We start from the raw sequence: 26,064 nt of genomic DNA, 5'->3' as shown, positions 1-26,064 counted from the left end.
CGGTTGAATGTGGGAGCCGGGCTTGCCCGCGATGGCCGCGCCTCGGTTTATTTGCCGAGCGGGATTTTAGGCGCCCACGTCAGCCATTCATCTTCAAACTTGTCGAACAGCGGGAAGGTTTGCTGCGGCCGTGCAGTGTTGCCCATGCGCTCGCCATCTGGCGTAGCGAAGGCGATGCCGCCCGCGACCAGGGTCTCCAGGGACTCGGTACGTACCGTCGCGCCTTTGAACAGGCCGAAGTCGAGCCCGAAGCCGCTGGTGTTCCAGAAGCGGCTGCCGCTGCGTACCAGTGGCGCGTACTTGGGCTCAATCAGGATATGGATCAGTACGCGGTCGGCGGTCTGGCCCAGCTCGTAGCCGGTGACTTTGCCGACCGTGACTTCGCGGTAGGTGACGGGGACGCCTTCCTTCAGCGAGCCACGGCGTGCAGCGCTGAGCACCAGGCTCAAGCCTTCCTCCTGATGGACCGCCTCGGGTGGCTTATCCAACGCAACGAAGCTTTTTTGTGGCCCGGCGTTTTTCGCGGAGGGCTGTACTTCGATGTATTGGCCGGTGACCAGGGTTTCCAGGTTCGAGGTTTTCATCAGGCCCAGTTCTGGCTTGACCACCCAGAACTGGCTGCCGGTGCGTGCGATCCGGTCAGCCACTTGGGTGATGCGCGCGCTGAGCAACACCGACTGCATGTCGGCACTCAGGTCGACGCTCTCGATCTTGCCCACGTCCAGGCCTTTGAAGCGTACCGGCGTGCCGGGGCGCAAACCGTCGGCACGATCAACCTTGATGGTTACCAAGGTGCCGTGTTGATTGGCAGCCTCGCGATCAGCAAACAGACGGAAGCGCGGAATACGTTTTTTCAGCGGCACGTTCGGTTCCGGGGTTTCGAAGGCGATACCGCCGGCCATCAGGCTGGCCAGGGATTCACTTTTCACTTGGATGCCGCCGGTGAGCCCGCCCGTCAGCGTGACACCGCTGGCATTCCAAAAGCGTGTCGAACCGTTGACCAGGTTTTCATATTCCTTCTCGATGTGAACGCCGATCACCAGTTGCTTGTTCTTGCGCGAGAACTGGTAGCTCTGCACCGAACCGACCTTGACCTGCTTGTAGAGGATCGGGCTGCCGACATCCAGCGAGCCGAGGTTATCGGTGAAGAGCACCATGTGCAGGCCTGGGGAACGCAGGTCCAGCGGTGGCGCCTTGGCCCGGGCAACGAACTCACGTTGTGGTGCGCTGCCTTTGTCACCGGGGCGAATGGCGATGTAGTTACCTTTGACCAAGGCTTCCAGGCCAGTGATACCGGCCAGGGAGATGGACGGCTTGACCACCCAGAACTGGGTGTCTTGCACCAGGTAGTCTTCGGCGAGTGGGTCGAGGGTCAGCTCGGCATTGGCGCTGGACAGGTCCGGGTCGATCTTCAGGGTTTTCAGGCTACCGACCTGAATGCCTTTGTACATGACCGGGGTGCGCCCAGCCTGCAGGCCTTCGAAGTCGGTGAGTTTGACCTTGACCTTGATACCGGCGGCGGCAGCGTCAAAGTCTTCGTACAAGCGGAACGGCAGGCTCGGGTCGGTTGGCGGGCTGTCCTTGCGATTCTCCGGTGTGGCGAAAGCGATGCCGCCGGCGACGATGCTGGAAAGGGATTCACTGCGCACTTTGACGCCGGAGAGGTTGGCGTCGATGCTGATGCCGCTGGCGTTCCAGAAACGCGTATGTTTGCGCACCAGGCTGGCGTAGGTCGGTTCGATGTAGACCTTGATTTCGACGGTGCTCTGGTCTTCGGACAGCAGATAGCTTTTGACCTGGCCGACCTGGATCTGCTTGTAGAACACCGGGCTGCCACGATTCAGCGAGCCGAGGCGATCGGCTTTGATGGTCAGGTGCAAGCCGGGCTTGGCATCAGATAAAGGCGGCTCTTCGGAGAGGGCCTTGAACTTGCGAGTCGGCTCACCGTCGCCTGGGCTGGCGGCAATGTAGTTACCCGAGACCAGGGTTTCCAAGCCGGTGATACCGGCAAGGCTGACGCTGGGTTTGACCAGCCAGAAACGCGTATTGGTCTTGAGGTATTGCTCGACATCCTTGTTCATCTCAACGGTGGCGATCACCCCGCGATTGCTGCCCTCATCGTCCAGCGCCAGGGTCTTGACCTTGCCGACGGTCATGCCTTTGTAAACCACTTCGGTCTTGTTGACCTGGATACCTTCGCCACTTTCAAAGCGCACCTGGATCTCGATGCCTTGCTGGGAATAAGCACGCCATCCGAGCCAGCCGCCGATGATCAGGGCAATCAAGGGCAACACCCAAATGGCCGACCAGTTGGAGGCTGGGCGGGTTTTAGCTTTTGGCAAATCACTCATGGTCGTCGTCCGACTCCGTGTTGTCCCAAATCAGTCGGGGATCAAAAGTTACTGCGGCAAGCATCGTCAAGATCACCACACTGGCGAACGCTGCAGCACCGAGATTGGCCTCGACACTGGCAAGTCGCCCAAAGTTAACAACCGCAACCAGGATGGCGATCACGAAGATATCCAGCATGGACCAGCGGCCAATGAATTCGATAAAGCGGTACATGATAATGCGTTGTTGCGCGGACAGCGGTTGGTGACGCTGCACCGAGAACAGCAGCAGGCCAATGCCTACCAGCTTGAACGTCGGCACCAGGATACTGGCGATAAACACCACCGCAGCGATGGGGAACATGCCGTGCTGAACCAGCTGGATCACGCCGGCCATGATGGTACTGGGTTCGCCCTGGCCAAGGGAGTTGACGGTCATAATTGGTAATAGATTGGCGGGGATATACAAGATCGCCGCCGTGATCAGCAACGCCCAGGTACGCGTGAGGCTGTTGGGGCGACGGGCATGGATCAGCGCGCCGCAACGGGTGCAGAGCTGCTCATCAGTATCGGTCTTCTGCTTGTTCAACTCGTGGCATTCAGTACAAATCAGAATGCCCGCATCAATCGCCCGCATGATCATCCTCTCCTGACAACGCCTGCCAGATCTGGTGGGGCGACATCACCACCTCAAGCAGTACCTGAACGATTAATAGACTGACGAAACAAATGAGCCCGAGGCCGATGGTGATGGAGGCCATGTCGGCGAGCTTTACGATCGCGACGAGCACACCCATCAGGTAGACCTCTAACATCCCCCAATCCTTGAGGTGATGGTAAATGCGGTAGAGCAGCAGCCCATAACTGCGGCCGATCTTCCAGCGAATGCTGAGCAGCACGGCCAATTGGCAGAGCAATTTGAGCAGCGGGATGCCCATGCTGCACAGAAACACTACGGCCGCGACACTTTGCATACCGGTATCAAACAGGCCGATAACGCCGCTCCACACGGTGTCGTCTGAGGACTGCCCGAGTAGATTGAGCTGCATGATGGGTAAAAAGTTCGCGGGGATGTACAGCAATAGCGCTGCCAGCACCAAGGCGAGGCTGCGCTCAACGACGTTGTGGCGGTGAGCATAGAGCTCGTAACCGCAGCGTGGGCATTGGGCTTTTTCACCGAGGGCGAGTATGGGCTTGCGCATCAGCAAGTCGCACTCATGGCATGCCACCAGATCCTCCAGTGGTAAGTCCGACACCTCGAGGGTATCAACCGGATCGGGCATAGATAGGGCTCGAGCTCTAAAAAAGGTAGGTTCCTATTCTAGTGGTCTGGTTCAGAAATAACTGTGCAATTTTGTCGGGAGGTATTGGTGGATTTGAGATGCAAGAACGGAGGGGCACTTAGGTGATGCTTAGTATCAGTTGGCCGCTTAACGTTAACGTGCTTGGCGAGCAAACTTGCCTCTACACTTTCCGACCGCCCAAAACAAAACCCCTGTTTGCGTTAGCAAACAGGGGTTCTGGAATTTAATCTTGACGATGACCTACTCTCACATGGGGAAACCCCACACTACCATCGGCGATGCATCGTTTCACTGCTGAGTTCGGGATGGGATCAGGTGGTTCCAATGCTCTATGGTCGTCAAGAAATTCGGGTACTGAGTCGTGACCTTATGGCCTCGCTTCAGCAAATTGGGTATGTGATAGCTTTCGGTGTTTTGTGAGATCGAACTTTCGGTTCTATCGTCTTCACACACCGCAATCTGATGCCTCTACTTGTTTCCAAGTCCGAAGTAGTCAAATTGCTTGGGTGTTATATGGTCAAGCCTCACGGGCAATTAGTATTGGTTAGCTCAACGCCTCACAGCGCTTACACACCCAACCTATCAACGTCGTAGTCTTCGACGGCCCTTCAGGGGACTCAAGGTCCCAGTGAGATCTCATCTTGAGGCTAGTTTCCCGCTTAGATGCTTTCAGCGGTTATCTATTCCGAACATAGCTACCCGGCAATGCCACTGGCGTGACAACCGGAACACCAGAGGTTCGTCCACTCCGGTCCTCTCGTACTAGGAGCAGCCCCTCTCAAATCTCAAACGTCCACGGCAGATAGGGACCGAACTGTCTCACGACGTTCTAAACCCAGCTCGCGTACCACTTTAAATGGCGAACAGCCATACCCTTGGGACCGGCTTCAGCCCCAGGATGTGATGAGCCGACATCGAGGTGCCAAACACCGCCGTCGATATGAACTCTTGGGCGGTATCAGCCTGTTATCCCCGGAGTACCTTTTATCCGTTGAGCGATGGCCCTTCCATACAGAACCACCGGATCACTAAGACCTACTTTCGTACCTGCTCGACGTGTCTGTCTCGCAGTCAAGCGCGCTTTTGCCTTTATACTCTACGACCGATTTCCGACCGGTCTGAGCGCACCTTCGTACTCCTCCGTTACTCTTTAGGAGGAGACCGCCCCAGTCAAACTACCCACCATACACTGTCCTCGATCCGGATAACGGACCTGAGTTAGAACCTCAAAGTTGCCAGGGTGGTATTTCAAGGTTGGCTCCACGCGAACTGGCGTCCACGCTTCAAAGCCTCCCACCTATCCTACACAAGCAAATTCAAAGTCCAGTGCAAAGCTATAGTAAAGGTTCACGGGGTCTTTCCGTCTAGCCGCGGATACACTGCATCTTCACAGCGATTTCAATTTCACTGAGTCTCGGGTGGAGACAGCGCCGCCATCGTTACGCCATTCGTGCAGGTCGGAACTTACCCGACAAGGAATTTCGCTACCTTAGGACCGTTATAGTTACGGCCGCCGTTTACCGGGGCTTCGATCAAGAGCTTCGCGTTAGCTAACCCCATCAATTAACCTTCCGGCACCGGGCAGGCGTCACACCCTATACGTCCACTTTCGTGTTTGCAGAGTGCTGTGTTTTTAATAAACAGTCGCAGCGGCCTGGTATCTTCGACCGGCATGAGCTTACGGAGCAAGTCCTTCACCCTCACCGGCGCACCTTCTCCCGAAGTTACGGTGCCATTTTGCCTAGTTCCTTCACCCGAGTTCTCTCAAGCGCCTTGGTATTCTCTACCCAACCACCTGTGTCGGTTTGGGGTACGGTTCCTGGTTACCTGAAGCTTAGAAGCTTTTCTTGGAAGCATGGCATCAACCACTTCGTTAACTAAAAGTTAACTCGTCATCAGCTCTCGGCCTTAGAATCCCGGATTTACCTAAGATTCCAGCCTACCACCTTAAACTTGGACAACCAACGCCAAGCTGGCCTAGCCTTCTCCGTCCCTCCATCGCAATAACCAGAAGTACAGGAATATTAACCTGTTTTCCATCGACTACGCTTTTCAGCCTCGCCTTAGGGACCGACTAACCCTGCGTCGATTAACGTTGCGCAGGAAACCTTGGTCTTTCGGCGTGGGTGTTTTTCACACCCATTGTCGTTACTCATGTCAGCATTCGCACTTCTGATACCTCCAGCAAGCTTCTCAACTCACCTTCACAGGCTTACAGAACGCTCCTCTACCGCATCACCTAAGTGATACCCGTAGCTTCGGTGTATGGTTTGAGCCCCGTTACATCTTCCGCGCAGGCCGACTCGACTAGTGAGCTATTACGCTTTCTTTAAAGGGTGGCTGCTTCTAAGCCAACCTCCTAGCTGTCTAAGCCTTCCCACATCGTTTCCCACTTAACCATAACTTTGGGACCTTAGCTGACGGTCTGGGTTGTTTCCCTTTTCACGACGGACGTTAGCACCCGCCGTGTGTCTCCCATGCTCGGCACTTGTAGGTATTCGGAGTTTGCATCGGTTTGGTAAGTCGGGATGACCCCCTAGCCGAAACAGTGCTCTACCCCCTACAGTGATACATGAGGCGCTACCTAAATAGCTTTCGAGGAGAACCAGCTATCTCCGAGCTTGATTAGCCTTTCACTCCGATCCACAGGTCATCCGCTAACTTTTCAACGGTAGTCGGTTCGGTCCTCCAGTTAGTGTTACCCAACCTTCAACCTGCCCATGGATAGATCGCCCGGTTTCGGGTCTATTCCCAGCGACTAGACGCCCTATTAAGACTCGCTTTCGCTACGCCTCCCCTATTCGGTTAAGCTCGCCACTGAAAATAAGTCGCTGACCCATTATACAAAAGGTACGCAGTCACCCAACAAAGTGGGCTCCCACTGCTTGTACGCATACGGTTTCAGGATCTATTTCACTCCCCTCTCCGGGGTTCTTTTCGCCTTTCCCTCACGGTACTAGTTCACTATCGGTCAGTCAGTAGTATTTAGCCTTGGAGGATGGTCCCCCCATATTCAGACAAAGTTTCTCGTGCTCCGTCCTACTCGATTTCATGACTAAGAGATTTTCGCGTACAGGGCTATCACCCACTATGGCCGCACTTTCCAGAGCGTTCCGCTAATCTCAAAGCCACTTAAGGGCTAGTCCCCGTTCGCTCGCCACTACTAAGGGAATCTCGGTTGATTTCTTTTCCTCAGGGTACTTAGATGTTTCAGTTCCCCTGGTTCGCCCCTTACACCTATGTATTCAGTGTAAGGTAACCATCTTATGATGGCTGGGTTCCCCCATTCAGACATCTCCGGATCAAAGTCTGTTTGCCGACTCCCCGAAGCTTTTCGCAGGCTACCACGTCTTTCATCGCCTCTGACTGCCAAGGCATCCACCGTATGCGCTTCTTCACTTGACCATATAACCCCAAGCAATCTGGTTATACTGTGAAGACAACATTCGCCGAAAATTCGATAATACTCAATTACGAGTAACTCACAAATTTTACCTTAGCCTGATCCGTTACCAGTGAAAGTAACGTTCAGTCTATCTTTCTATCACATACCCAAATTTTTAAAGAACGATCTAATCAAAGACTAGAAATCAACATTCACCATCACCTCGATGGAATGCTCATTTCTAAGCTTTCAAAACTTTCAGAAGCAGTAGTGGTGGAGCCAAACGGGATCGAACCGTTGACCTCCTGCGTGCAAGGCAGGCGCTCTCCCAGCTGAGCTATGGCCCCGTATTTCTACAGGCGTTTCCCACACAAAATTGGTGGGTCTGGGCAGATTCGAACTGCCGACCTCACCCTTATCAGGGGTGCGCTCTAACCAACTGAGCTACAGACCCAATTTCGGGCTGCTTCTTATCGTCTTCTTCAATGAATCAAGCAATTCGTGTGGGAACTTATGGAGCAGCTGATGTCGTCGATTAAGGAGGTGATCCAGCCGCAGGTTCCCCTACGGCTACCTTGTTACGACTTCACCCCAGTCATGAATCACACCGTGGTAACCGTCCTCCCGAAGGTTAGACTAGCTACTTCTGGTGCAACCCACTCCCATGGTGTGACGGGCGGTGTGTACAAGGCCCGGGAACGTATTCACCGCGACATTCTGATTCGCGATTACTAGCGATTCCGACTTCACGCAGTCGAGTTGCAGACTGCGATCCGGACTACGATCGGTTTTGTGGGATTAGCTCCACCTCGCGGCTTGGCAACCCTCTGTACCGACCATTGTAGCACGTGTGTAGCCCAGGCCGTAAGGGCCATGATGACTTGACGTCATCCCCACCTTCCTCCGGTTTGTCACCGGCAGTCTCCTTAGAGTGCCCACCATTACGTGCTGGTAACTAAGGACAAGGGTTGCGCTCGTTACGGGACTTAACCCAACATCTCACGACACGAGCTGACGACAGCCATGCAGCACCTGTCTCAATGTTCCCGAAGGCACCAATCTATCTCTAGAAAGTTCATTGGATGTCAAGGCCTGGTAAGGTTCTTCGCGTTGCTTCGAATTAAACCACATGCTCCACCGCTTGTGCGGGCCCCCGTCAATTCATTTGAGTTTTAACCTTGCGGCCGTACTCCCCAGGCGGTCAACTTAATGCGTTAGCTGCGCCACTAAGAGCTCAAGGCTCCCAACGGCTAGTTGACATCGTTTACGGCGTGGACTACCAGGGTATCTAATCCTGTTTGCTCCCCACGCTTTCGCACCTCAGTGTCAGTATTAGTCCAGGTGGTCGCCTTCGCCACTGGTGTTCCTTCCTATATCTACGCATTTCACCGCTACACAGGAAATTCCACCACCCTCTACCATACTCTAGTCAGTCAGTTTTGAATGCAGTTCCCAGGTTGAGCCCGGGGATTTCACATCCAACTTAACAAACCACCTACGCGCGCTTTACGCCCAGTAATTCCGATTAACGCTTGCACCCTCTGTATTACCGCGGCTGCTGGCACAGAGTTAGCCGGTGCTTATTCTGTCGGTAACGTCAAAACAATCACGTATTAGGTAACTGCTCTTCCTCCCAACTTAAAGTGCTTTACAATCCGAAGACCTTCTTCACACACGCGGCATGGCTGGATCAGGCTTTCGCCCATTGTCCAATATTCCCCACTGCTGCCTCCCGTAGGAGTCTGGACCGTGTCTCAGTTCCAGTGTGACTGATCATCCTCTCAGACCAGTTACGGATCGTAGCCTTGGTGAGCCATTACCTCACCAACTAGCTAATCCGACCTAGGCTCATCTGATAGCGCAAGGCCCGAAGGTCCCCTGCTTTCTCCCGTAGGACGTATGCGGTATTAGCGTCCGTTTCCGAACGTTATCCCCCACTACCAGGCAGATTCCTAGGCATTACTCACCCGTCCGCCGCTCTCAAGAGAAGCAAGCTTCTCTCTACCGCTCGACTTGCATGTGTTAGGCCTGCCGCCAGCGTTCAATCTGAGCCATGATCAAACTCTTCAGTTCAAACATCTTTGGGTTTTTAAGAAACCCTAAACTTGGCTCAGCAATCGTTGGTTACATCTTTGATTTCTCGCGGAGTAACTTGTGATGCTGATAATCTTGTTGACTATCAGTCTGACTCCACAAGCACCCACACGAATTGCTTGATTCAGTTGTTAAAGAGCGGTTGGTTAAGATCTTTCGTCTCAACCGAGGCGCGCATTCTACAGCAGCCTCATTTGCTGTCAAGTGATTATTTTCAGAAGTTTTCGAAGATTTCTTCAACAACTTCAACCACTTGCGCTCCCGATCTCTCGTTAGCGGGAGGCGAATTCTACAGCGTTACACGCTGCTGTCAACACCTCTTTTTCTCCGCTTTCGACCGAGAAGATCGAAACGTTAATAGAGCCAAACAACACTGCTCTACCAACTCCTTCTGGGCTTCGACGAACTGAAGCAAGCCGCTGTCGAATTCTGCATAACTCTTTGTTTACCAAGGAGTTTTCCGTTTCGACTGCGCCGGAAGTGGGGCGAATTATAGACTTCCAGAATCTGCCGTCAACACCTTTTTTCACATTTCTGTCATATCGGTCACCCCCCCCCCCAGAAACGCAAAAGCCGGCCCCAAGGGGCCGGCTTTCAACTACAACGCCTTACAAGCTAGGAAAGGCAAACTGCGACGCTTCATGGCTGGCCCGTTGCGGCCAGCGCTGGGTGATCGCCTTACGACGGGTATAGAAACGCACCCCGTCCGGCCCGTAGGCATGTAAGTCGCCAAACAGCGAACGCTTCCAGCCACCAAAGCTGTGATACGCCACCGGCACCGGCAGTGGAACGTTCACACCAACCATACCCACTTCAATCTCGTCACAGAACAGACGCGCCGCCTCCCCGTCACGGGTAAAGATGCACGTACCGTTACCGTATTCGTGATCATTGATCAGCTGCATCGCCGCTTCCAGGCTGCTCACCCGCACCACACACAGCACCGGACCAAAGATCTCTTCTTTATAGATACGCATCTGCGGGGTCACGCGGTCGAACAGGCTGCCACCCAGGAAGAAACCTTCTTCATGGCCCGCAATACTCAACCCACGACCATCCACCACAAGCTCAGCGCCCGACGCTACGCCGTCTTCTATATAGCCACTGACCTTATCCCGCGCCTGGCCCGTCACCAACGGCCCCATATCCAGACCACAGGATGTGCCCGCGCCAATTTTCAACGCCTTGACCTGCGGCACTAGCTTGGCGATCAATGCATCCGCCACCTGATCGCCTACGCATACGGCGACCGAAATCGCCATGCAACGCTCACCGCACGAACCATAGGCCGCGCCCATCAAGGCACTCACGGCGTTATCCAAGTCCGCATCCGGCATCAGCACCGCATGGTTCTTCGCCCCGCCCAGTGCCTGCACGCGCTTGCCGCGCTTGGTCGCTTCGCAATAGATGTATTCGGCAATCGGCGTCGATCCCACAAAGCTCAGCGCTTTGACTTCCGGCGCTTCGATCAGCGCATCCACCGCGCCCTTGTCACCGTGCACCACGCTCAACACACCTTTCGGCAAACCAGCTTCCTGCAACAACTGCGCAATCAGCAGCGTAGAGCTTGGATCACGTTCCGAAGGTTTCAGGATGAAACAGTTACCGCAGACGATCGCCAGCGGGTACATCCACAGCGGTACCATGGCAGGGAAGTTGAACGGCGTAATACCGGCCACCACGCCCAACGGCTGGAAGTCCGACCACGCATCAATGTTCGGCCCCACGTTACGGCTGTACTCGCCTTTGAGAATCTCCGGCGCCGAGCACGCGTACTCCACGTTCTCGATGCCACGCTTCAACTCGCCCGCGGCGTCTTCCAAGGTCTTGCCGTGTTCTTCACTGATCAACTGCGAGATACGTGCTTCGTTCTGCTCCAGCAATTGCTTGAAACGAAACATCACCTGGGCACGCTTGGCCGGCGGGGTGTTACGCCAGGCAGGGAACGCCGCCTTGGCTGAGTCGATAGCACTTTGAATGGTTTCACGGCTGGCCAACGGCACCTGGTGAATCACCTGGCCGGTGGACGGGTTGTACACGTCGGCGGTGCGGCCGGACTCACTGACCAACTGGCCATTGATCAAATGTTGGATAAGGCTCATGCAGGGCTCCTGAAAAGTTGTTCTATATAGAAGGAGAAATCAGTCGATCTTGTTCAGCACTTCGCCGACCACGTCAAACAGACGATCCAGGTCCTGCGGCTTGCTGTTGAAGGTTGGCCCGAACTGCAACGTGTCGCCGCCAAAGCGCACGTAGAAGCCGGCTTTCCACAAGGCCATGCCAGCCTCGAATGGACGCACGATGGCATCACCGTCACGCGGGGCAATCTGGATCGCACCGGCCAAGCCGTAGTTACGAATATCGATCACGTTTTTGCTGCCCTTCAAACCGTGCAGTGCATTCTCAAAGTGCGGGGCGACTTCGGCTACGCTCTGCACCAGGTTTTCTTTCTGCAACAAGTCCAATGCCGCAAGGCCCGCAGCGCAAGCAACCGGGTGCGCCGAGTAGGTGTAGCCGTGGGGGAATTCCACTGCGTATTCCGGCGTCGCCTGGTTCATAAAGGTCTGATAGATCTCGCTGCTAGCAATCACCGCGCCCATTGGGATTGCGCCGTTGGTGACTTGCTTGGCGATGCACATCAGGTCCGGGGTCACGCCAAAGCTGTCGGCGCCGAACATCGAGCCGGTACGGCCGAAACCGGTGATCACTTCGTCGAACACCAACAGAATATTGTGCTGATCGCAGATCTCACGCAGACGCTTGAGGTAACCCTGTGGCGGCACCAGCACACCAGCGGAGCCGGCCATCGGCTCAACGAACACCGCAGCGATGTTCGACGCGTCGTGCAATTCGATCAGCTTGAGCAGCTCATCGGCCAAGGCGATACCACCCAGCTCCGGCATGCCACGGGAAAAAGCATTGCTCGCCAGCAAGGTGTGCGGCAGGTGGTCCACATCCATCAAACCCTGGCCAAACAGCTTACGGTTGCCGTTGACGCCACCCAGGCTGGTGCCGGCGATGTTCACACCGTGATAGCCACGGGCACGGCCGATCATTTTGGTCTTGGTGGCCTGGCCCTTCAGGCGCCAGTAGGCACGCACCATTTTCACCGCGGTGTCGGCGCACTCGGAGCCGGAATCGGTGAAAAACACGTGGTTCAGGTTGCCTGGGGTCAAGTCGGTAATCTTTTCCGCCAGCTGGAACGACAGCGGATGACCGTATTGGAAGCCCGGGGAGTAGTCCAGGGTGCCCAACTGCTTGGAGACCGCTTCCTGGATTTCCTTGCGTGTGTGCCCGGCGCCGCAGGTCCACAGGCCCGATAACGAGTCGTACACCTTGCGGCCCTTATCATCGATCAACCAACTGCCTTCGGCCGCCACGATCAGACGCGGGTCACGTTGGAAGTTGCGGTTGGCGGTGTAAGGCATCCAGTGAGCATCCAACTTCAGTTGGCTGGCCAGGGACGAAGGGGCGTTTTCGGGCATGTTCATCAGCAAAACCTCGCAAGGCAAAAGGCAGCGTCGGGATTGAAACGCGTTGTTGCAGCTAAATTGCCATGGGGATAAAGTCGGTGAAATCCAACTCTTCTAACCTTCAGTCAGGCCTTCACTAAACTATGAGCAGCCGTCGACCCGACCCACTGGCCCAAGTCAGCGACTTCGATATCCGCCTGCTGCGCATCTTTCGCAGCGTGGTGGAGTGCGGTGGCTTCTCGGCGGCAGAAACCGTGCTCGGCATCGGCCGCTCGGCCATCAGCCAGCAGATGAGCGACCTCGAACAACGCCTGGGCTTACGCCTGTGCCAACGCGGGCGCGCCGGCTTCTCCCTGACCGAAGAAGGCCGCGAGGTCTACCAATCGGTCCTGCAACTATTAAGTGCCCTGGAAAGTTTTCGCACCGAGGTCAACGGCCTGCACCAGCATTTGCGCGGCGAGTTGATCATCGGCCTCACCGACAACCTCGTCACCCTGCCCCACATGCGCATCACCCACGCCCTGGCACAGTTGAAGGAACGCGGCCCGGACGTGCAAATCCAGATCCGCATGATCGCCCCCAACGAAGTCGAGCAAGGCGTGCTCGACGGCCGCCTGCATGTCGGCGTGGTGCCCCAGGCCAGCGCGCTGTCCGGCCTGGAATACCAGCCGCTGTACAGCGAACGTTCGCTGCTCTATTGCGCGGTTGGACACCCACTGTTTTATGCCGACGACAAACAGCTGGACGACGCACGCATCGACACCCAGGACGCCATCGCCCCCACTTTCCGCCTGCCCGCCGACATCCAGGCGCATTACCAAGCACTCACCTGCACCGCCAGCGCCTCGGACCGCGAAGGCATGGCGTTCCTGATCCTCACCGGCCGCTATATCGGCTACCTGCCCGATCACTACGCCAGCCTGTGGGTGCAACAAGGCCGACTGCGCGCGCTGAAACCGACTACACGTTTTTACGATTTAAGCCTCGCATCGGTCACACGCAAAGGCCGTCGCCCTCATTTGGTGCTGGAAAGTTTTCTCGAGAGTCTGGCGGCAACGCGCTAACTCGGGCCTCTCGCCAAAAGCTGAGCAACTGGACAGCTTTTTGCAAGAGAGCAGGACCTTGAACCGTCCGCCTTGAGTTTGCCCACCATGCCACCAGAATCCTCCAGCCCCAGTGACCTGATCTACGGCCTCGATGACCGGCCAAAACCGCTGCCCGCCCTACTGGCTGCACTGCAACATGTGCTGGCCGCTTTCGTCGGGATCATTACCCCGCCACTGATCATCGGCTCCACCCTGGGCCTCACCGCCCATTTGCCCTACTTGATCAGCATGGCGTTGATGGTCTCCGGCGTCGGCACGTTCATTCAGGCACGCAGGCCATTTGGCATCGGCGCCGGAATGATCTGCCTGCAAGGCACCAGCTTTGCGTTTCTCGGCGCGATATTGTCGGCGGGTTTCTTGGTGAAACAACGCGGCGGCAGCCCGGAAGACATCATGGCGATGATCTTCGGCGTGTGTTTTTTCGGCGCAGCCGTGCAGATCGTGTTGAGCCGTTTTATCGGCCAACTGCGTCGCGTGATCACGCCCTTAGTCACCGGGGTTGTCATCACGCTGATCGGCATCAGCCTGATCAAAGTCGGCATCACCGACCTAGGCGGCGGGTTTAACGCGCTGGACTTCGGCGCGCCCATCAATCTGGCGCTGGGCGTGTTCGTAGTGCTGACCATCATTGTGCTCAACCGCTCAAACACGCCATGGGTGCGCCTCTCGGCAATTATCATCGGCCTGGCCCTCGGCAGTCTGGCCGCGTGGTTCAGCGGCAAACTGGTCCCGCAAGCCTTGCCAGACTTGCCGTTGATCAGCGTGCCACTGCCGTTTCGCTTCGGTTTCAACTTCGACTGGAGCGCGTTCCTACCGATCGCGCTGATTTATCTGATCAGCAGCATCGAAACCGTCGGCGACCTCACCGCCAACTGCATGATCGCCCGCCAGCCCATCAGCGGCCCTTCTTATATAAGCCGGCTCAAAGGCGGTGTATTGGGCGATGGCGTGAGTTGCATGATCGCCGCCACATTCAGCGCCTTTCCCAACACCACCTTCGCGCAGAATAACGGCGTGATCCAACTCACTGGCGTGGCCAGTCGTTACGTCGGCTTATACATCGGCGTGTTGCTGTTTTGCCTCGGCTTGTTTCCGCTGATTGGCGCCGTGCTGCAGCAAATCCCCAAGCCAGTATTGGGCGGCGCGACCTTGGTGATGTTCGGCAGCGTCGCCGCCGCCGGTGTGCGCATCCTCGCCCAGGCACCGCTGGACCGGCGTAGCATGCTGATTATCGCCACCTCGTTCGGCGTCGGCCTGGGCATTGCCGCCCAACCGGGCCTGCTGCACTTGATGCCAGCCCTGGTGCAAAACCTGTTCGATTCCGCCATCACCAGCGGCGGCCTGACCGCCATCGTGTTGTGCCTGTTATTACCGGAAGCCAAAGTGACCTGCGCTGGCGCAAACCACGCGCCGGAAAGCGACACGCTGGAACCGCTTTGACGGTTTTATTGCATCGGGACTTGTCTGAGGCTTGAGGGTGGGTTATCTGTGCACACGTCGTCTCTATCGATCAGCACGGAAACCTCCATGAGCCTCGAAGTTCCTGCCCACAGCAACCACGCCGGTAAACCCGCCAGCCGCATTCGGCAAAAGAATGAACAAGCAATTCTCCAGGCTGCTGAAGATGAATTCGCGCGCCATGGCTACAAAGGCACCAGCATGAACACCATTGCCTCGAGTGCCGGGCTGCCCAAGGCCAACTTGCATTACTACTTCACCAACAAGCTCGGCCTGTACATCGCGGTGCTGAGCAATATCCTCGAACTGTGGGACAGCACCTTCAACGCGCTGACCGCCGAGGACGACCCAGCCGTGGCGCTCACCCGCTACATCCGCACCAAAATGGAGTTTTCCCGGCGCCACCCGCAGGCCTCGCGGATCTTCGCCATGGAGATCATCAGTGGTGGCGAATGCCTCACCGAATATTTCAGCCAAGACTACCGCGCCTGGTTCAGCGGCCGCGCCGCAGTACTCCAGGCCTGGATCGACGCCGGCAAGATGGACCCCATCGACCCCGTGCACCTGATCTTCCTGTTGTGGGGCAGCACCCAGCACTACGCCGACTTCGCCACCCAGATCTGCCGCGTCACCGGTCGCACCAAGCTGACCAAGCAAGACATGGAAGACGCCGGCACCAACCTGATCCACATCATTCTCAAAGGCTGTGGCGTCAAGCCAGCCCTATAAACGAAGCGACTTATGCCTTTCACCCTTACCGGCCTTTGCGAATTTCGTGAAGAAATACGCAAAAGCCGCTTCATCACCCTCGCGGCGCCGATCACCAGCGCGCAAGACGCCCAGGCGTTTTTCGAGCAGTACAGCGACCTCAACGCCACGCACAACTGCTGGGCCTGGAAACTGGCCGACCAGTACCGCAGCAACGACGACGGCGAACCCGGTGGTACGGCCGGGCGCCCGATTCTGGCGGCCATCGAAGCCCAAGGGTTTGATCAAGTCGCCGTGCTGGTGATTCGCTGGTACGGCGGCATTCAGCTGGGCACCGGTGGGCTGGCCCGTGCGTACGGCGGCGGCGCGAATAAATGCCTGCAGAATGCCGAACGCATCGAACTGATCAGCCGCGTGCCGCTGAGTTGCGCCTGTGGATTCTCCGAGTTGAACCTGGTGAAGCTGCGCGTCGCCGAACTCGGCGGCTTGGTGGTGGAGGAGACTTTCACCGCCAATGGCGTGGAGCTGCAATTGGCACTGGGCGAGGCGCACATCGACACCCTGCAAACCCAACTCGCCGACCTGAGCCGTGGACGCATCCTGCTGGAGCGCTGAAGCTGCTAATGTTGTTCGCTCAATGCCCCTGAACCGCGACGTCAAAGGAAGCCCTGCATGCCTACGCCAAAAACTGCACTGATCATCGGCGCCTCGCGCGGGCTGGGCCTTGGCCTGGTCAAGCAATTGCTCCAGGACGGCTGGGACGTGACCGCCACCGTGCGTGACCCGAACAAGGCGGATGCCCTGAAAGCCGTAGGCCCGGTACACATCGAAAAGCTCGACATGGACGACCAGCAAGCCGTGATCGCCCTGAGCCAGCGCCTCAAGAGTCGCACCTTCGACCTGCTGTTCGTCAACGCCGGCGTCAAGGGCCCGGCCAACCAGGAACCGGGCCACGCCACCCTGGCGGAAGTCGGCCAGCTGTTTTTCACCAACGCCGTGGCGCCGATCAACCTGGCCCAGCGTTTTGTCGGGCAGATCCGCAAAGACAGCGGCGTGCTGGCCTTCATGAGCTCGGCGCTGGGCAGCGTGACCATGCCCGATGGTTCGGACCTGGCGCTGTACAAAGCCAGCAAAGCCGCACTCAACTCCATGACCAACAGCTTCATCACCCAACTGGGTGATCACAAGCTCACCGTGCTGTCGCTGCACCCGGGCTGGGTGAAGACCGACATGGGCGGTGAAAACGCGCACATTGATGTGGAGACCAGCGTGCGTGGCCTGGTGGATCAAGTGAATGCCTATACCGGCAAGGGCGGTCATCACTTTATCGACTACAAAGGCAACACCATCGCCTGGTAACCCCACGGATCAAAATATGCGGGCGGCGGTGCGGCTTGCCCGCGATGACGTCAGCCCAGCAAACATTAATGTTGACTGACCCACCGCTTTCGCGAGCAAGCCCGCGCCCACAAGAGATCAGCGCTCAACTGAACGGCATTGGGGATGCCCCTACCGCTGGACCAGGTTCAGAACTCCACGTAATCTACCGACCTCGCCCTCACCGGCGACCCTGGATCAGCAGACAGGGCAACACTGAGCTGGCAAACCTGAACCCATCATTCAGAGGAGCCGGCCAATGCCTGCGACCCGTATCTGGTTAAAAAACCCCCTCGCGATTTTCACTGCCAATGGCCTCGACGCCCGTGGCGGCCTGGTGCTGCAAGACGGTGTGATCACCGAAGTGCTGGGCTGGGGCAAAGAGCCCGCCGTGCCGTGCGGACAAGTGTTCGACGCTCGCGAACATGTGATCCTGCCGGGGCTGATCAACACCCACCACCACTTCTACCAAACCCTGACCCGCGCCTGGGCGCCGGTGGTCAATCAGCCCCTGTTTCCCTGGCTGAAAACCCTGTACCCGGTGTGGGCTCGACTGACCCCGGAAAAACTCGCCCTGGCCTCCAAAGTCGCGCTGGCCGAATTGCTGCTCTCGGGCTGCACTACCGCGGCGGATCACCACTACCTGTTCCCCGACGGCCTGGAAAACGCCATCGACGTGCAAGTAGAAAGTGTGCGCGAACTGGGCATGCGCGCCATGCTCACCCGTGGTTCCATGAGCCTGGGCGAAGCCGACGGCGGCCTGCCGCCGCAACAGACCGTGCAACAAGGCCAAGTGATCCTCGACGACAGCCAGCGCCTGATCCGCACCTACCACCAGCGCGGCGACGGTGCACAGATCCAAATTGCCCTGGCGCCCTGCTCGCCGTTTTCGGTCACGCCGCAAATCATGGAAGCCAGCGCCGAACTGGCCAACAGCCTCGACGTGCGCCTGCACACCCACCTGGCAGAAACCCTGGACGAGGAAGATTTCTGCCTGCAGCGCTTCGGCCTGCGTACCGTCGACTACCTGGACAGCGTCGGCTGGCTCGGCCCACGCACCTGGCTGGCCCACGGCATTCACTTCAACCCGGATGAAATCGCGCGTCTCGGCGCCGCCGGTACCGGTATCTGCCATTGCCCAAGCTCGAATATGCGCCTGGCCTCCGGCATCTGCCCGACCCTGGACCTGCTCGCTGCCGGTGCGCCGATTGGCCTTGGCGTGGACGGCTCCGCCTCCAACGATGCCTCGAACATGATCCTTGAAGCGCGCCAGGCCCTGTATATCCAGCGCCTGCGTTACGGCGCGGAAAAGATCACGCCTGAAGGCGTGCTGGGTTGGGCGACAAAAGGGTCGGCGCAATTGCTGGGGCGCACGGATATTGGTGAGCTGGCGGTCGGCAAACAGGCTGACCTGGCGCTGTTCAAGCTCGACGAGCTGCGCTTCTCCGGCAGCCACGACCCGATCTCGGCGCTGCTGCTGTGCGGCGCCGACCGTGCGGATCGGGTGATGGTCGGGGGTAAATGGCGAGTGATTGACGGCCAGGTTGAAGGCCTGGATTTGAAAGGTTTGATCGCCGATCACACCCAGGCGGCGAAACAGCTGATCGCCGGAACCTAAGCCAAATACACATGCAAATGTGGGAACTGGCTTCTGTGGGAGCTGGCTTGCCTGCGATAGCATCATCTCGGTGCAACTGAAAAACCGAGGTGTCTGCATCGCAGGCAAGCCAACTCCCACAAAACCCAGCGCCCACATTGAGTTCTGCGGTCTCTATAGACCCAACAGCGACAGCATAATAAACGTCGCAAACAACACAAAATGGGTCATCCCTTCGATGGCGTTCGTTTCGCCATCGTTGAGGTTGATCGCGCTGACGATCAGCGTGATCAACACCATCACGGTTTGCACCGGTGTCATCGCCATCTGGAACGGCTGGCCGGTGTATAGCGCCATAGCCTCCATCACCGGCACGGTCAGGATCACCGTCGACAAGGACGCGCCCAGTGCGATGTTCACCACCGACTGCATGCGGTTGGCCAGGGCCGCGCGCAACGCCGTCAAAATTTCCGGCGCGGCTGAAATCGCCGCGACCACAATCGCCGTGATCACCGGCGGCGCGCCTGTGCCTTCCAGGCCGAGGTCGAGGGTCTTGGACATCACCTCAGCCAGTGCGCCAATCACGATGACGCCAAACACCAACGTACCGATGGAAAACGCGAGGCTGATCGGCGGCTCTTGTTGCTCTTCGGGCTGTTTCTTGCGGCGCTTTTCCGGGTAGCTGTAGCTGAAGAAATAACTGTGCGGCCCTACCTGCATGCGCAGGAACAGGGTATAGAGCACCACCATCGCGCCGATGGTGAAGGCTGAGTAAATTTTCCAGTCTGCCTCGGGGATAAATTCCGGCACCACCATCGACACGCCCATCGCCGTGAGGATCATCACGCTGTAGGTGCGGGCCGAATCATCGTTGTAGGACTGTTCACCATGCTTGATGCCGCCCATCAGCGCGGCCAGGCCGAGGATGCCGTTGATATCGAGCATCACCGCCGAGTAAATGGTGTCACGCACCAGGGTCGGCGACGGCTCGTTGCTCATCATGATCGCCAGGATCACCACTTCCACCAGCACGGCGGCGAGGGTCAGGATCATGGTGCCGTAAGGGTCGCCGACCTTCTCCGCGAGCTGCTCGGCATGGTGGGCCACGCGCATCGAGGCCACGACGATAAAGCCGATCAGCCCGATACCGGCCAGCAGCGCCACCATTTGCCCGCTGTGCAGCATCCAATGCTCCAACGGGTAAGCGGCGATGGCGGCAATCAGCGCCACTAACATGTATTTTTCTTGCTTGAGGGATGTGAGCATTCCGGGCCTTTTCATACGGCTAATCAGTCATTGATGGGGTACAGACTGCGCCACGCCGCTAACGTTTCGTTACACCTTAGTTCACGCGGCCCTTGCGTGAATAAATCCAATACTCTCCTGCTGGTCAGGTTTTGCCGATTATTTCGGCGATGGCCTGTAGAATGCCGCCATTGCACCTGATGAGATTTTACAAATGTACGATTGGCTCAACGCCCTGCCCAAGGCTGAATTACACCTGCACCTGGAAGGCTCGCTGGAGCCTGAGTTGCTGTTCGCCCTGGCCGAGCGCAACAAGATTGCGCTGCCCTGGAACGACATCGAAACCCTGCGCAAGGCCTACGCCTTCAACAACCTGCAAGAGTTTCTCGACCTGTATTACAAGGGCGCCGACGTGCTGCGCACCTCCCAGGATTTCTATGACCTGACCTGGGCCTACCTGCTGCGCTGCAAAGCACAGAACGTGATCCATACCGAACCCTTCTTCGACCCGCAAACCCACACCGACCGTGGCGTGCCGTTCGAAGTGGTGCTCAACGGCATCGCCGCTGCACTCAAAGATGGCGAACAGCAACTGGGCATCACCAGTGGTTTGATCTTAAGCTTCCTGCGCCACTTGAGCGAAGCCGAAGCCGAGAAAACCCTCGACCAGGCGCTGCCGTTCCGTGATGCATTCGTGGCCGTGGGCCTGGACAGCTCGGAAATGGGTCACCCGCCAAGCAAGTTCCAGCGCGTGTTCGACCGTGCCCGTCACGAAGGCTTCCTCACCGTGGCCCACGCCGGCGAAGAAGGCCCACCCGAGTACATCTGGGAAGCCATCGACCTGCTGAAAATCCAGCGTATCGACCATGGCGTGCGCGCCATCGAAGACGAGCGCCTGATGCAGCGGATCATCGACGAGCAGATCCCGCTGACCGTGTGCCCGCTGTCCAACACCAAGCTGTGCGTGTTTGACGACATGGCCCAGCACAACATCCTCGACATGCTCGAGCGTGGCGTGAAGGTGACAGTGAATTCGGACGACCCGGCGTACTTCGGCGGTTATGTCACCGAGAACTTCCACGCCCTGTACACCTCGCTGGGCATGACCCAGGACCAGGCCAAACGCCTGGCGCAGAACAGCCTGGATGCGCGGTTGGTAAAGCCATAACTGGATAAACACCCGTTAACAATGTGGGAGCTGGCCTGCCTGCGATAGCGGTTTAACAGTCAACCGTGAAGGTGACTGACAGACCGCCATCGCGGGCAAGCCCGCTCCCACACGTGTTCTATGTCGCCCTCTAAGCCTCGGCCAGTTCTTCCAACGTCTTACCCTTCGTCTCCATCCCAAACACCCACACCACCAGCGCCGCCACCGCAAAACACAGCGCGCCCAAGGCAAACACCCCGCCCTGCCCGGTTATCGGAAACACCAGCCCGGTCACCAACGGCCCCAGCAACGAACCAACCCGGCCAATTGCCGAGGCAAACCCGGAACCAGTGGCCCGCGCCGAAGTGGGATACAGCTCCGGCGTGTAGGTGTACAACACCGCCCACATGCCAAACAGAAAGAACTGCATCAACAGCCCCGAGGTAATCAGCAGCCCCACGTTGCCGCCAAACACCGCGCTCTGCCCATACAGAAATGCCATCACCCCGCCGCCCAGCAACGTCACCACGCACACCGGCCTACGCCCCCAGCGCTCCACCAGCCAGGCCGCCATCAAGAACCCGGGAATCCCACCCAGGGAAATGATCACCGTGTAGTACACCGATTGGGTCACGGCAAAACCCGACTGCTGCAACAATGCGCTCAGCCAGGACGTCAGCCCATAAAAGCCCAGCAAGGCAAAGAACCACACGCTCCAGATCATCATCGTGCGTTGGCGATACTGCGCCGACCACAGTTGTTGAAACGCCGAGAAAAACGTCCCCGGCACGCTCTCAACCCGTGGCAAGGCAATCGGTTCCGGCAAGTCGGCGCGCCCCAGCGAATTGCGCACTTTTTGCTCAATGCCCAGCAACACCTTATCCGCCGCCGCATGCCGGCCGGCCTGCTCAAGCCAGCGCGGCGACTCCGGGATAAAAAACCGAATCGCCAATACAAACACCGCAGGCACCGCCAGCACCAAAAAGATGTCGCGCCAGCCAATCACCGGCAGCAGAAAATAAGACAGCACGCCCGCCGCCACAAAACCGAGCGGCCAGAAACCATCCATCAAGGCGATATAGCGCCCGCGCCTCTTGGCTGGGATCAGCTCCGAGAGCATCGACTGCGCAATCGGGAACTCCATGCCCATGCCAATCCCCAGCAGGATGCGAAACAGCGTCAATGTCTCCACCGTCTGCGCGGTGGAACACAGGTAACTGGCGACGCCCCACAACACGATGCTCCATTGGAACACCGGCTTGCGTCCGAAGCGATCTGCCAACATCCCGGATAAAGAGGCACCGATCACCATGCCAAAAAAACTCGAACTGGCCAGCAACCCGGCCTGGGCCGTGCTCAGGCCAAACTCGGTTTTGATCGAGCCCAAGAGAAACGTCATCATCGCCAGGTCCATGGAATCGAAGAAAAACGCCAGGGCGATGATGATGAAGATGACTCGGTGGTAACCGCTGATCGGCAACCGTTCCAGCCGTTCCGCTGCGCTATAGCCTTGCATACCCATGCCGCACCCCCTGTGTGAAAAAGCCCCAGAGCGAGTGTGCGGCATCGTTTTCACCGGTAATTGCTGGATGCGACCTGACTGAAACTCTGAACGACGATGGCCCGCCTACAACGCAACCAGCCGGTTGATTTCCACATGCCCGATGCCGGTAACCTGCAAGGCGTGGGACTCGTTGGCCACGCTGATCCAGCCGGACTGTAAAAACAGTTGCAGCAGCCCCGCGCCCAACGGGCCACCCAGGTGCGGTTGCTGCTGGCTCCAGTCAAAACAGTCGCAGACCACAGGCGATGCCAGCGCCTGGGTAAAAATGCCCAGGCGCGCAAAGTGCTGCGCACCCGCGACAGTAATATCGGTACGCTGCTCATGGCGATCGATCCAGCCAGCATCCGCCATCTGCTGGTAAAGCCCCGCCGCCAACTCACCGCCGAGGTGCCCATGGCACAAACGGGCGTGTCGCAATGGCGCCGGCGCCAGCAGGGCCTTCGGTAAAACATCCGGCGTCATGCGTGCGGCACTGGCCATGGTGGTATTGGCCAAGGCGTCGATGGCCGCACTGACATCGGCGGCCGCCACGCGAAACAGCCGCTTGCCACGCCGGGCCTCGACCCGTAGCAAACCGCCCCCGGTGAGCCGCGACAAATGTGCAATGGCCGACGCCGACGACAGCCCGGCCAGCGTCGCCAATTCTTCTGAGGACTTGGCCGAGCCGTCCATCAAGGCCCAAAGCATGGCGGTACGCTTGGGCTCGCAGAGCAAGCCGGCGATATGACTGATGCACGGTGCTGCTTCCATGTATTCATTCCTTGTTAAGCATTTGTCTGCTGCGGTTGGAACGAAGTATAGGGGCGCAAACCGCCCGCTCCGCGGCGTCTGACAGCGCGGAAAGGGACAGGCTCTGAGTGAAATTTCTTACTTTGGTGGAGGCTACTGCGCCGCGTTCAATCGCTCCGGCCATTGCGCGGTCAATGTCGCACAACGGGCCACGAGCATTTCGCGCAGCAGGTTGATGGGTTTGCTCAATTGCGCGCGATGGGCGCACAGCAGATTGAGCGGCGTACGCTCACCGCGCAGCTCCGGCAGGATCACGCGCAAGCGCCCGGCCAGCACATCGCTGCTCACGTCCAGCCAAGACTTGTAGGCAATGCCGACACCCGCCACCGCCCAGCGGCGAACCACATCGGCGTCGTCACTGAAGCGGTCGCCGGTCACCGTCAGGCTGACCTCGCGCTTGCCGTCGTGAAAACTCCAATGGTCGTGCACGCGACTGCCGAGCATGTACAGCAGGCAATTGTGCTGGGCCAGTTGCTCCAGATGGCGCGGCTCGCCATGCCGCGCCAGGTAACTGGGCGCGGCGCACAGCACGCGCAGATTGTCCGGGGCGATGGGCAGCGCGATCAGGCTCGAGTCTTCGGGCTCGCCATAGCGCAGGGCGATGTCCACCGGCTGGCGGAACAGGTCGGCAATGCGGTCACCCAGCAGCAGGCGTACGGTCAGTTGCGGGTATTCACGCTGGAACTCATCGAGCCACGGCAGCAGCTGGTTGCGCCCGAAGTCTGAAGGCGCCGACAGCTGCAGCACGCCGCTGACGTGGTCCTGGCCGCTGGCCAATAAGCGCCGCCCCTCGTCCAGCGAACTCAACGCGGCGCGGGCGTACCCCAGAAAACCTTCACCCTCGGCGGTCAAGCGCAGGCTACGCGTGGAGCGTGCCAGCAAGCGCGTGCCCAGTTGCTGCTCGATGCGCTTCAACGCGGCGCTGGCCACCGCCGGCGACAGGTCCATGACCCGCGCCGCGGCGGACAAACTGCCCAAGTCCGCCGCGCGCACAAACAACTGCAAATCATCAAAACGCAGCATGCATTCTCGCCAATTATCAAAATTCTATTGAAACAGACTGCTGTTTTAGCGGGTTTTATCTTCCTGGGAAATAGCCAATCATCTGCCCATCCCGTTCATCACGTGCTTGGAGTTGAATATGTCCGCTGCCTTTAACGTCATCGCCACGCTGATCGCCAAACCCGGCCAACAGGCCACCTTGGAAACCCTGCTGCGCGGCCTGCTGGAACCGACCCGCCTGGAAGCGGGTTGCGAGCAGTACGACCTGCACCAGGACCTGCAACACCCCGAGACCTTCTACATGCTCGAACGCTGGAGCGACGACGCGGCGCTGGCCGACCACGACCAGAGCGCGCATATCCAGAGTTTCCGCGCCAAGGCCGCTGACGTGATCGAACACTTCGAACTCAAGCGCCTGAAATTTCTTGCCTGATCAACGCCCTTTTCCGGAGCCCTTATGAAAGCCATTGCCTACTACGCCGCACTGCCCATCACCGATGCAAAATCCCTGCAAGACATCGAACTGCCGGCGCCGGTCGCCGGCCCGCGCGACCTGTTGGTGGAAGTCAAAGCCATCTCGGTCAACCCGGTGGACACCAAGGTGCGCCAGAACGTCGCCCCGGAAAATGGCGCCGCCAAGGTGCTGGGCTGGGACGTGGCCGGCGTGGTCAAGGCCGTTGGCAGCGACGTGACGCTGTTCAAGGCCGGTGACACGGTGTTCTACGCAGGCTCCCTCGTACGCCCGGGTGGCAACAGCGAACTGCACACCGTGGATGAACGCATCGTCGGCCACATGCCCAAGAGCCTGGGGTTTGCCGAAGCTGCCGCGCTGCCGCTGACGGCCATCACCGCCTGGGAGTTGCTGTTCGAGCGCCTGCAGGTGCGTGAAGGCAAAGAGGATGAAGGCCAGAGCCTGCTGATCGTCGGTGCCGCCGGGGGTGTGGGGTCGATCCTGACGCAACTGGCCAGCCAACTCACTGCGCTGAAAGTCATCGGCACCGCCTCGCGCCCGGAAACTCAAGAGTGGGCCAAAGCCCTCGGCGCCGACCTGGTGATCAACCACAGCCAACCACTCAGCGAAGCGCTGAAAAACGCCGGCCACCCACACGTAACCCACGTCGCCAGCCTGACCCAGACCGACCATCACTTGGACCAACTGGTGGAGGCCCTGGAGCCCCAAGGCAAGCTGGCGCTGATCGACGATCCCAAGGCGCTGGATGTGAGCAAATTCAAGCGCAAGAGCCTGTCGTTGCACTGGGAGTTCATGTACACGCGTTCGATGTTCGAGACGCCGGACATGATCGAACAGCACCACCTGCTCAACCGTGTGGCCGAGCTGATCGACGCCGGCACCCTGAAGACCACGGTGGGCGAGCACTTCGGTGTGATCAACGCCGAGAACCTGCGCCGTGCCCACGCGTTGCTGGAAAGCGGCAAGGCCAAGGGCAAGATCGTGTTGGAAGGTTTCTGAAAAAACTTCTGTCA

Annotated in this window: 18 protein-coding genes, 2 tRNA genes and 3 rRNA genes; 9 read left to right on the top strand and 14 right to left on the bottom strand. The window is 58.2% G+C overall.

What is annotated here, in order from left to right; all coding sequences use genetic code 11:
• Window positions 1-47: 47 nt before the first annotated feature.
• The 10 genes from KZH41_RS04785 to KZH41_RS04740 form a co-directional block, all read right to left on the bottom strand.
• Window positions 48-2,351, bottom strand: coding sequence for a PqiB family protein (locus KZH41_RS04785; RefSeq protein ID WP_094948841.1), 2,304 nt, complete (start codon window positions 2,349-2,351; stop codon window positions 48-50).
• Window positions 2,344-2,967 carry a paraquat-inducible protein A gene (locus KZH41_RS04780; protein ID WP_094948840.1) on the bottom strand — a complete coding sequence of 208 codons (624 nt, stop codon included), beginning with the start codon at window positions 2,965-2,967 and terminating at the stop codon, window positions 2,344-2,346. Before KZH41_RS04780 ends, KZH41_RS04785 begins: the two co-directional genes overlap by 8 nt.
• The gene (locus KZH41_RS04775; RefSeq protein ID WP_094948839.1) at window positions 2,954-3,613 is read right to left on the bottom strand and encodes a paraquat-inducible protein A; all 660 of its coding nucleotides are present in this window, start codon (window positions 3,611-3,613) and stop codon (window positions 2,954-2,956) included. Before KZH41_RS04775 ends, KZH41_RS04780 begins: the two co-directional genes overlap by 14 nt.
• Before the next feature lie 248 nt (window positions 3,614-3,861).
• A 5S ribosomal RNA gene (gene rrf / locus KZH41_RS04770) occupies window positions 3,862-3,977 on the bottom strand.
• A gap of 170 nt (window positions 3,978-4,147) precedes the next feature.
• Window positions 4,148-7,039 (bottom strand): 23S ribosomal RNA (locus tag KZH41_RS04765).
• A gap of 251 nt (window positions 7,040-7,290) precedes the next feature.
• Window positions 7,291-7,366: transfer RNA gene (locus KZH41_RS04760), tRNA-Ala, on the bottom strand.
• Between the two features lie 30 nt (window positions 7,367-7,396).
• A tRNA-Ile gene (locus KZH41_RS04755) sits at window positions 7,397-7,473 on the bottom strand.
• An 82-nt stretch (window positions 7,474-7,555) separates the two neighbouring features.
• Window positions 7,556-9,092 (bottom strand): 16S ribosomal RNA (locus KZH41_RS04750).
• Together the 16S, 23S and 5S rRNA genes with 2 tRNA genes alongside form the textbook arrangement of a ribosomal RNA operon.
• 629 nt (window positions 9,093-9,721) lie before the next feature.
• Entirely contained in the window at window positions 9,722-11,215 is a 1,494-nt protein-coding gene (locus KZH41_RS04745) for a CoA-acylating methylmalonate-semialdehyde dehydrogenase (RefSeq protein WP_094951776.1), read from the bottom strand.
• Between the two features lie 39 nt (window positions 11,216-11,254).
• Complete coding sequence (locus KZH41_RS04740) at window positions 11,255-12,604, bottom strand: aspartate aminotransferase family protein (RefSeq protein WP_263274459.1); 1,350 nt, start codon at window positions 12,602-12,604, stop codon at window positions 11,255-11,257.
• A gap of 125 nt (window positions 12,605-12,729) precedes the next feature.
• Here KZH41_RS04740 and KZH41_RS04735 point away from each other — a divergent pair, with 125 nt between their 5' ends.
• The 6 genes from KZH41_RS04735 to KZH41_RS04710 all read left to right on the top strand — a co-directional run bounded on the left by KZH41_RS04735 (window position 12,730) and on the right by KZH41_RS04710 (window position 18,853).
• Complete coding sequence (locus KZH41_RS04735) at window positions 12,730-13,650, top strand: LysR family transcriptional regulator (RefSeq protein ID WP_094951774.1); 921 nt, start codon at window positions 12,730-12,732, stop codon at window positions 13,648-13,650.
• An 87-nt stretch (window positions 13,651-13,737) separates the two neighbouring features.
• Window positions 13,738-15,132 (top strand): uracil-xanthine permease family protein, encoded by a 1,395-nt coding sequence (locus tag KZH41_RS04730; protein ID WP_263274458.1) that lies wholly within the window; start codon window positions 13,738-13,740, stop codon window positions 15,130-15,132.
• 87 nt (window positions 15,133-15,219) lie between these two features.
• On the top strand, window positions 15,220-15,879 hold the full coding sequence (locus tag KZH41_RS04725; protein WP_094951772.1) for a TetR/AcrR family transcriptional regulator: 660 nt from the start codon (window positions 15,220-15,222) through the stop codon (window positions 15,877-15,879).
• A 12-nt stretch (window positions 15,880-15,891) separates the two neighbouring features.
• Complete coding sequence (locus tag KZH41_RS04720) at window positions 15,892-16,473, top strand: IMPACT family protein (RefSeq protein ID WP_094951771.1); 582 nt, start codon at window positions 15,892-15,894, stop codon at window positions 16,471-16,473.
• A 57-nt stretch (window positions 16,474-16,530) separates the two neighbouring features.
• Complete coding sequence (locus KZH41_RS04715) at window positions 16,531-17,217, top strand: SDR family oxidoreductase (protein ID WP_242154225.1); 687 nt, start codon at window positions 16,531-16,533, stop codon at window positions 17,215-17,217.
• 277 nt (window positions 17,218-17,494) lie between these two features.
• On the top strand, window positions 17,495-18,853 hold the full coding sequence (locus tag KZH41_RS04710; RefSeq protein WP_242154222.1) for an 8-oxoguanine deaminase: 1,359 nt from the start codon (window positions 17,495-17,497) through the stop codon (window positions 18,851-18,853).
• A gap of 153 nt (window positions 18,854-19,006) precedes the next feature.
• On the opposite strand, the gene KZH41_RS04705 is transcribed toward KZH41_RS04710, so the two are convergent.
• Window positions 19,007-20,098 carry a calcium:proton antiporter gene (locus tag KZH41_RS04705; protein WP_263274457.1) on the bottom strand — a complete coding sequence of 364 codons (1,092 nt, stop codon included), beginning with the start codon at window positions 20,096-20,098 and terminating at the stop codon, window positions 19,007-19,009.
• Window positions 20,099-20,291: 193 nt separating this feature from the next.
• On the opposite strand from KZH41_RS04705, the gene KZH41_RS04700 reads away from it, so the two are divergent.
• The gene (locus KZH41_RS04700) at window positions 20,292-21,245 is read left to right on the top strand and encodes an adenosine deaminase (protein WP_263274456.1); all 954 of its coding nucleotides are present in this window, start codon (window positions 20,292-20,294) and stop codon (window positions 21,243-21,245) included.
• Between the two features lie 130 nt (window positions 21,246-21,375).
• Here the strand turns inward: KZH41_RS04700 and KZH41_RS04695 are convergent, their stop codons facing one another.
• The 3 genes from KZH41_RS04695 to KZH41_RS04685 form a co-directional block, all read right to left on the bottom strand.
• Window positions 21,376-22,746, bottom strand: coding sequence for an MFS transporter (locus tag KZH41_RS04695; RefSeq protein WP_263274455.1), 1,371 nt, complete (start codon window positions 22,744-22,746; stop codon window positions 21,376-21,378).
• 105 nt (window positions 22,747-22,851) lie between these two features.
• Window positions 22,852-23,538: an ArsR/SmtB family transcription factor gene (locus KZH41_RS04690; RefSeq protein WP_263274454.1), complete on the bottom strand. Its 687-nt coding sequence runs from the start codon at window positions 23,536-23,538 to the stop codon at window positions 22,852-22,854.
• 132 nt (window positions 23,539-23,670) lie between these two features.
• Window positions 23,671-24,600: a LysR family transcriptional regulator gene (locus KZH41_RS04685; RefSeq protein WP_263274453.1), complete on the bottom strand. Its 930-nt coding sequence runs from the start codon at window positions 24,598-24,600 to the stop codon at window positions 23,671-23,673.
• 118 nt (window positions 24,601-24,718) lie between these two features.
• On the opposite strand from KZH41_RS04685, the gene KZH41_RS04680 reads away from it, so the two are divergent.
• Both KZH41_RS04680 and KZH41_RS04675 read left to right on the top strand, forming a co-directional pair.
• Window positions 24,719-25,012, top strand: a complete 294-nt coding sequence (locus tag KZH41_RS04680; RefSeq protein ID WP_094951764.1) for a putative quinol monooxygenase — start codon at window positions 24,719-24,721, stop codon at window positions 25,010-25,012.
• A 24-nt stretch (window positions 25,013-25,036) separates the two neighbouring features.
• Complete coding sequence (locus KZH41_RS04675) at window positions 25,037-26,050, top strand: zinc-binding alcohol dehydrogenase family protein (protein ID WP_263274452.1); 1,014 nt, start codon at window positions 25,037-25,039, stop codon at window positions 26,048-26,050.
• Window positions 26,051-26,064: the final 14 nt, after the last annotated feature.

It is taken from the genome of Pseudomonas sp. YeP6b (assembly GCF_025642995.1).
GTDB lineage: Bacteria > Pseudomonadota > Gammaproteobacteria > Pseudomonadales > Pseudomonadaceae > Aquipseudomonas.
Note: the sequence above shows the minus strand (reverse complement) of the source record. Positions and strands in the feature narration are given on the sequence as shown.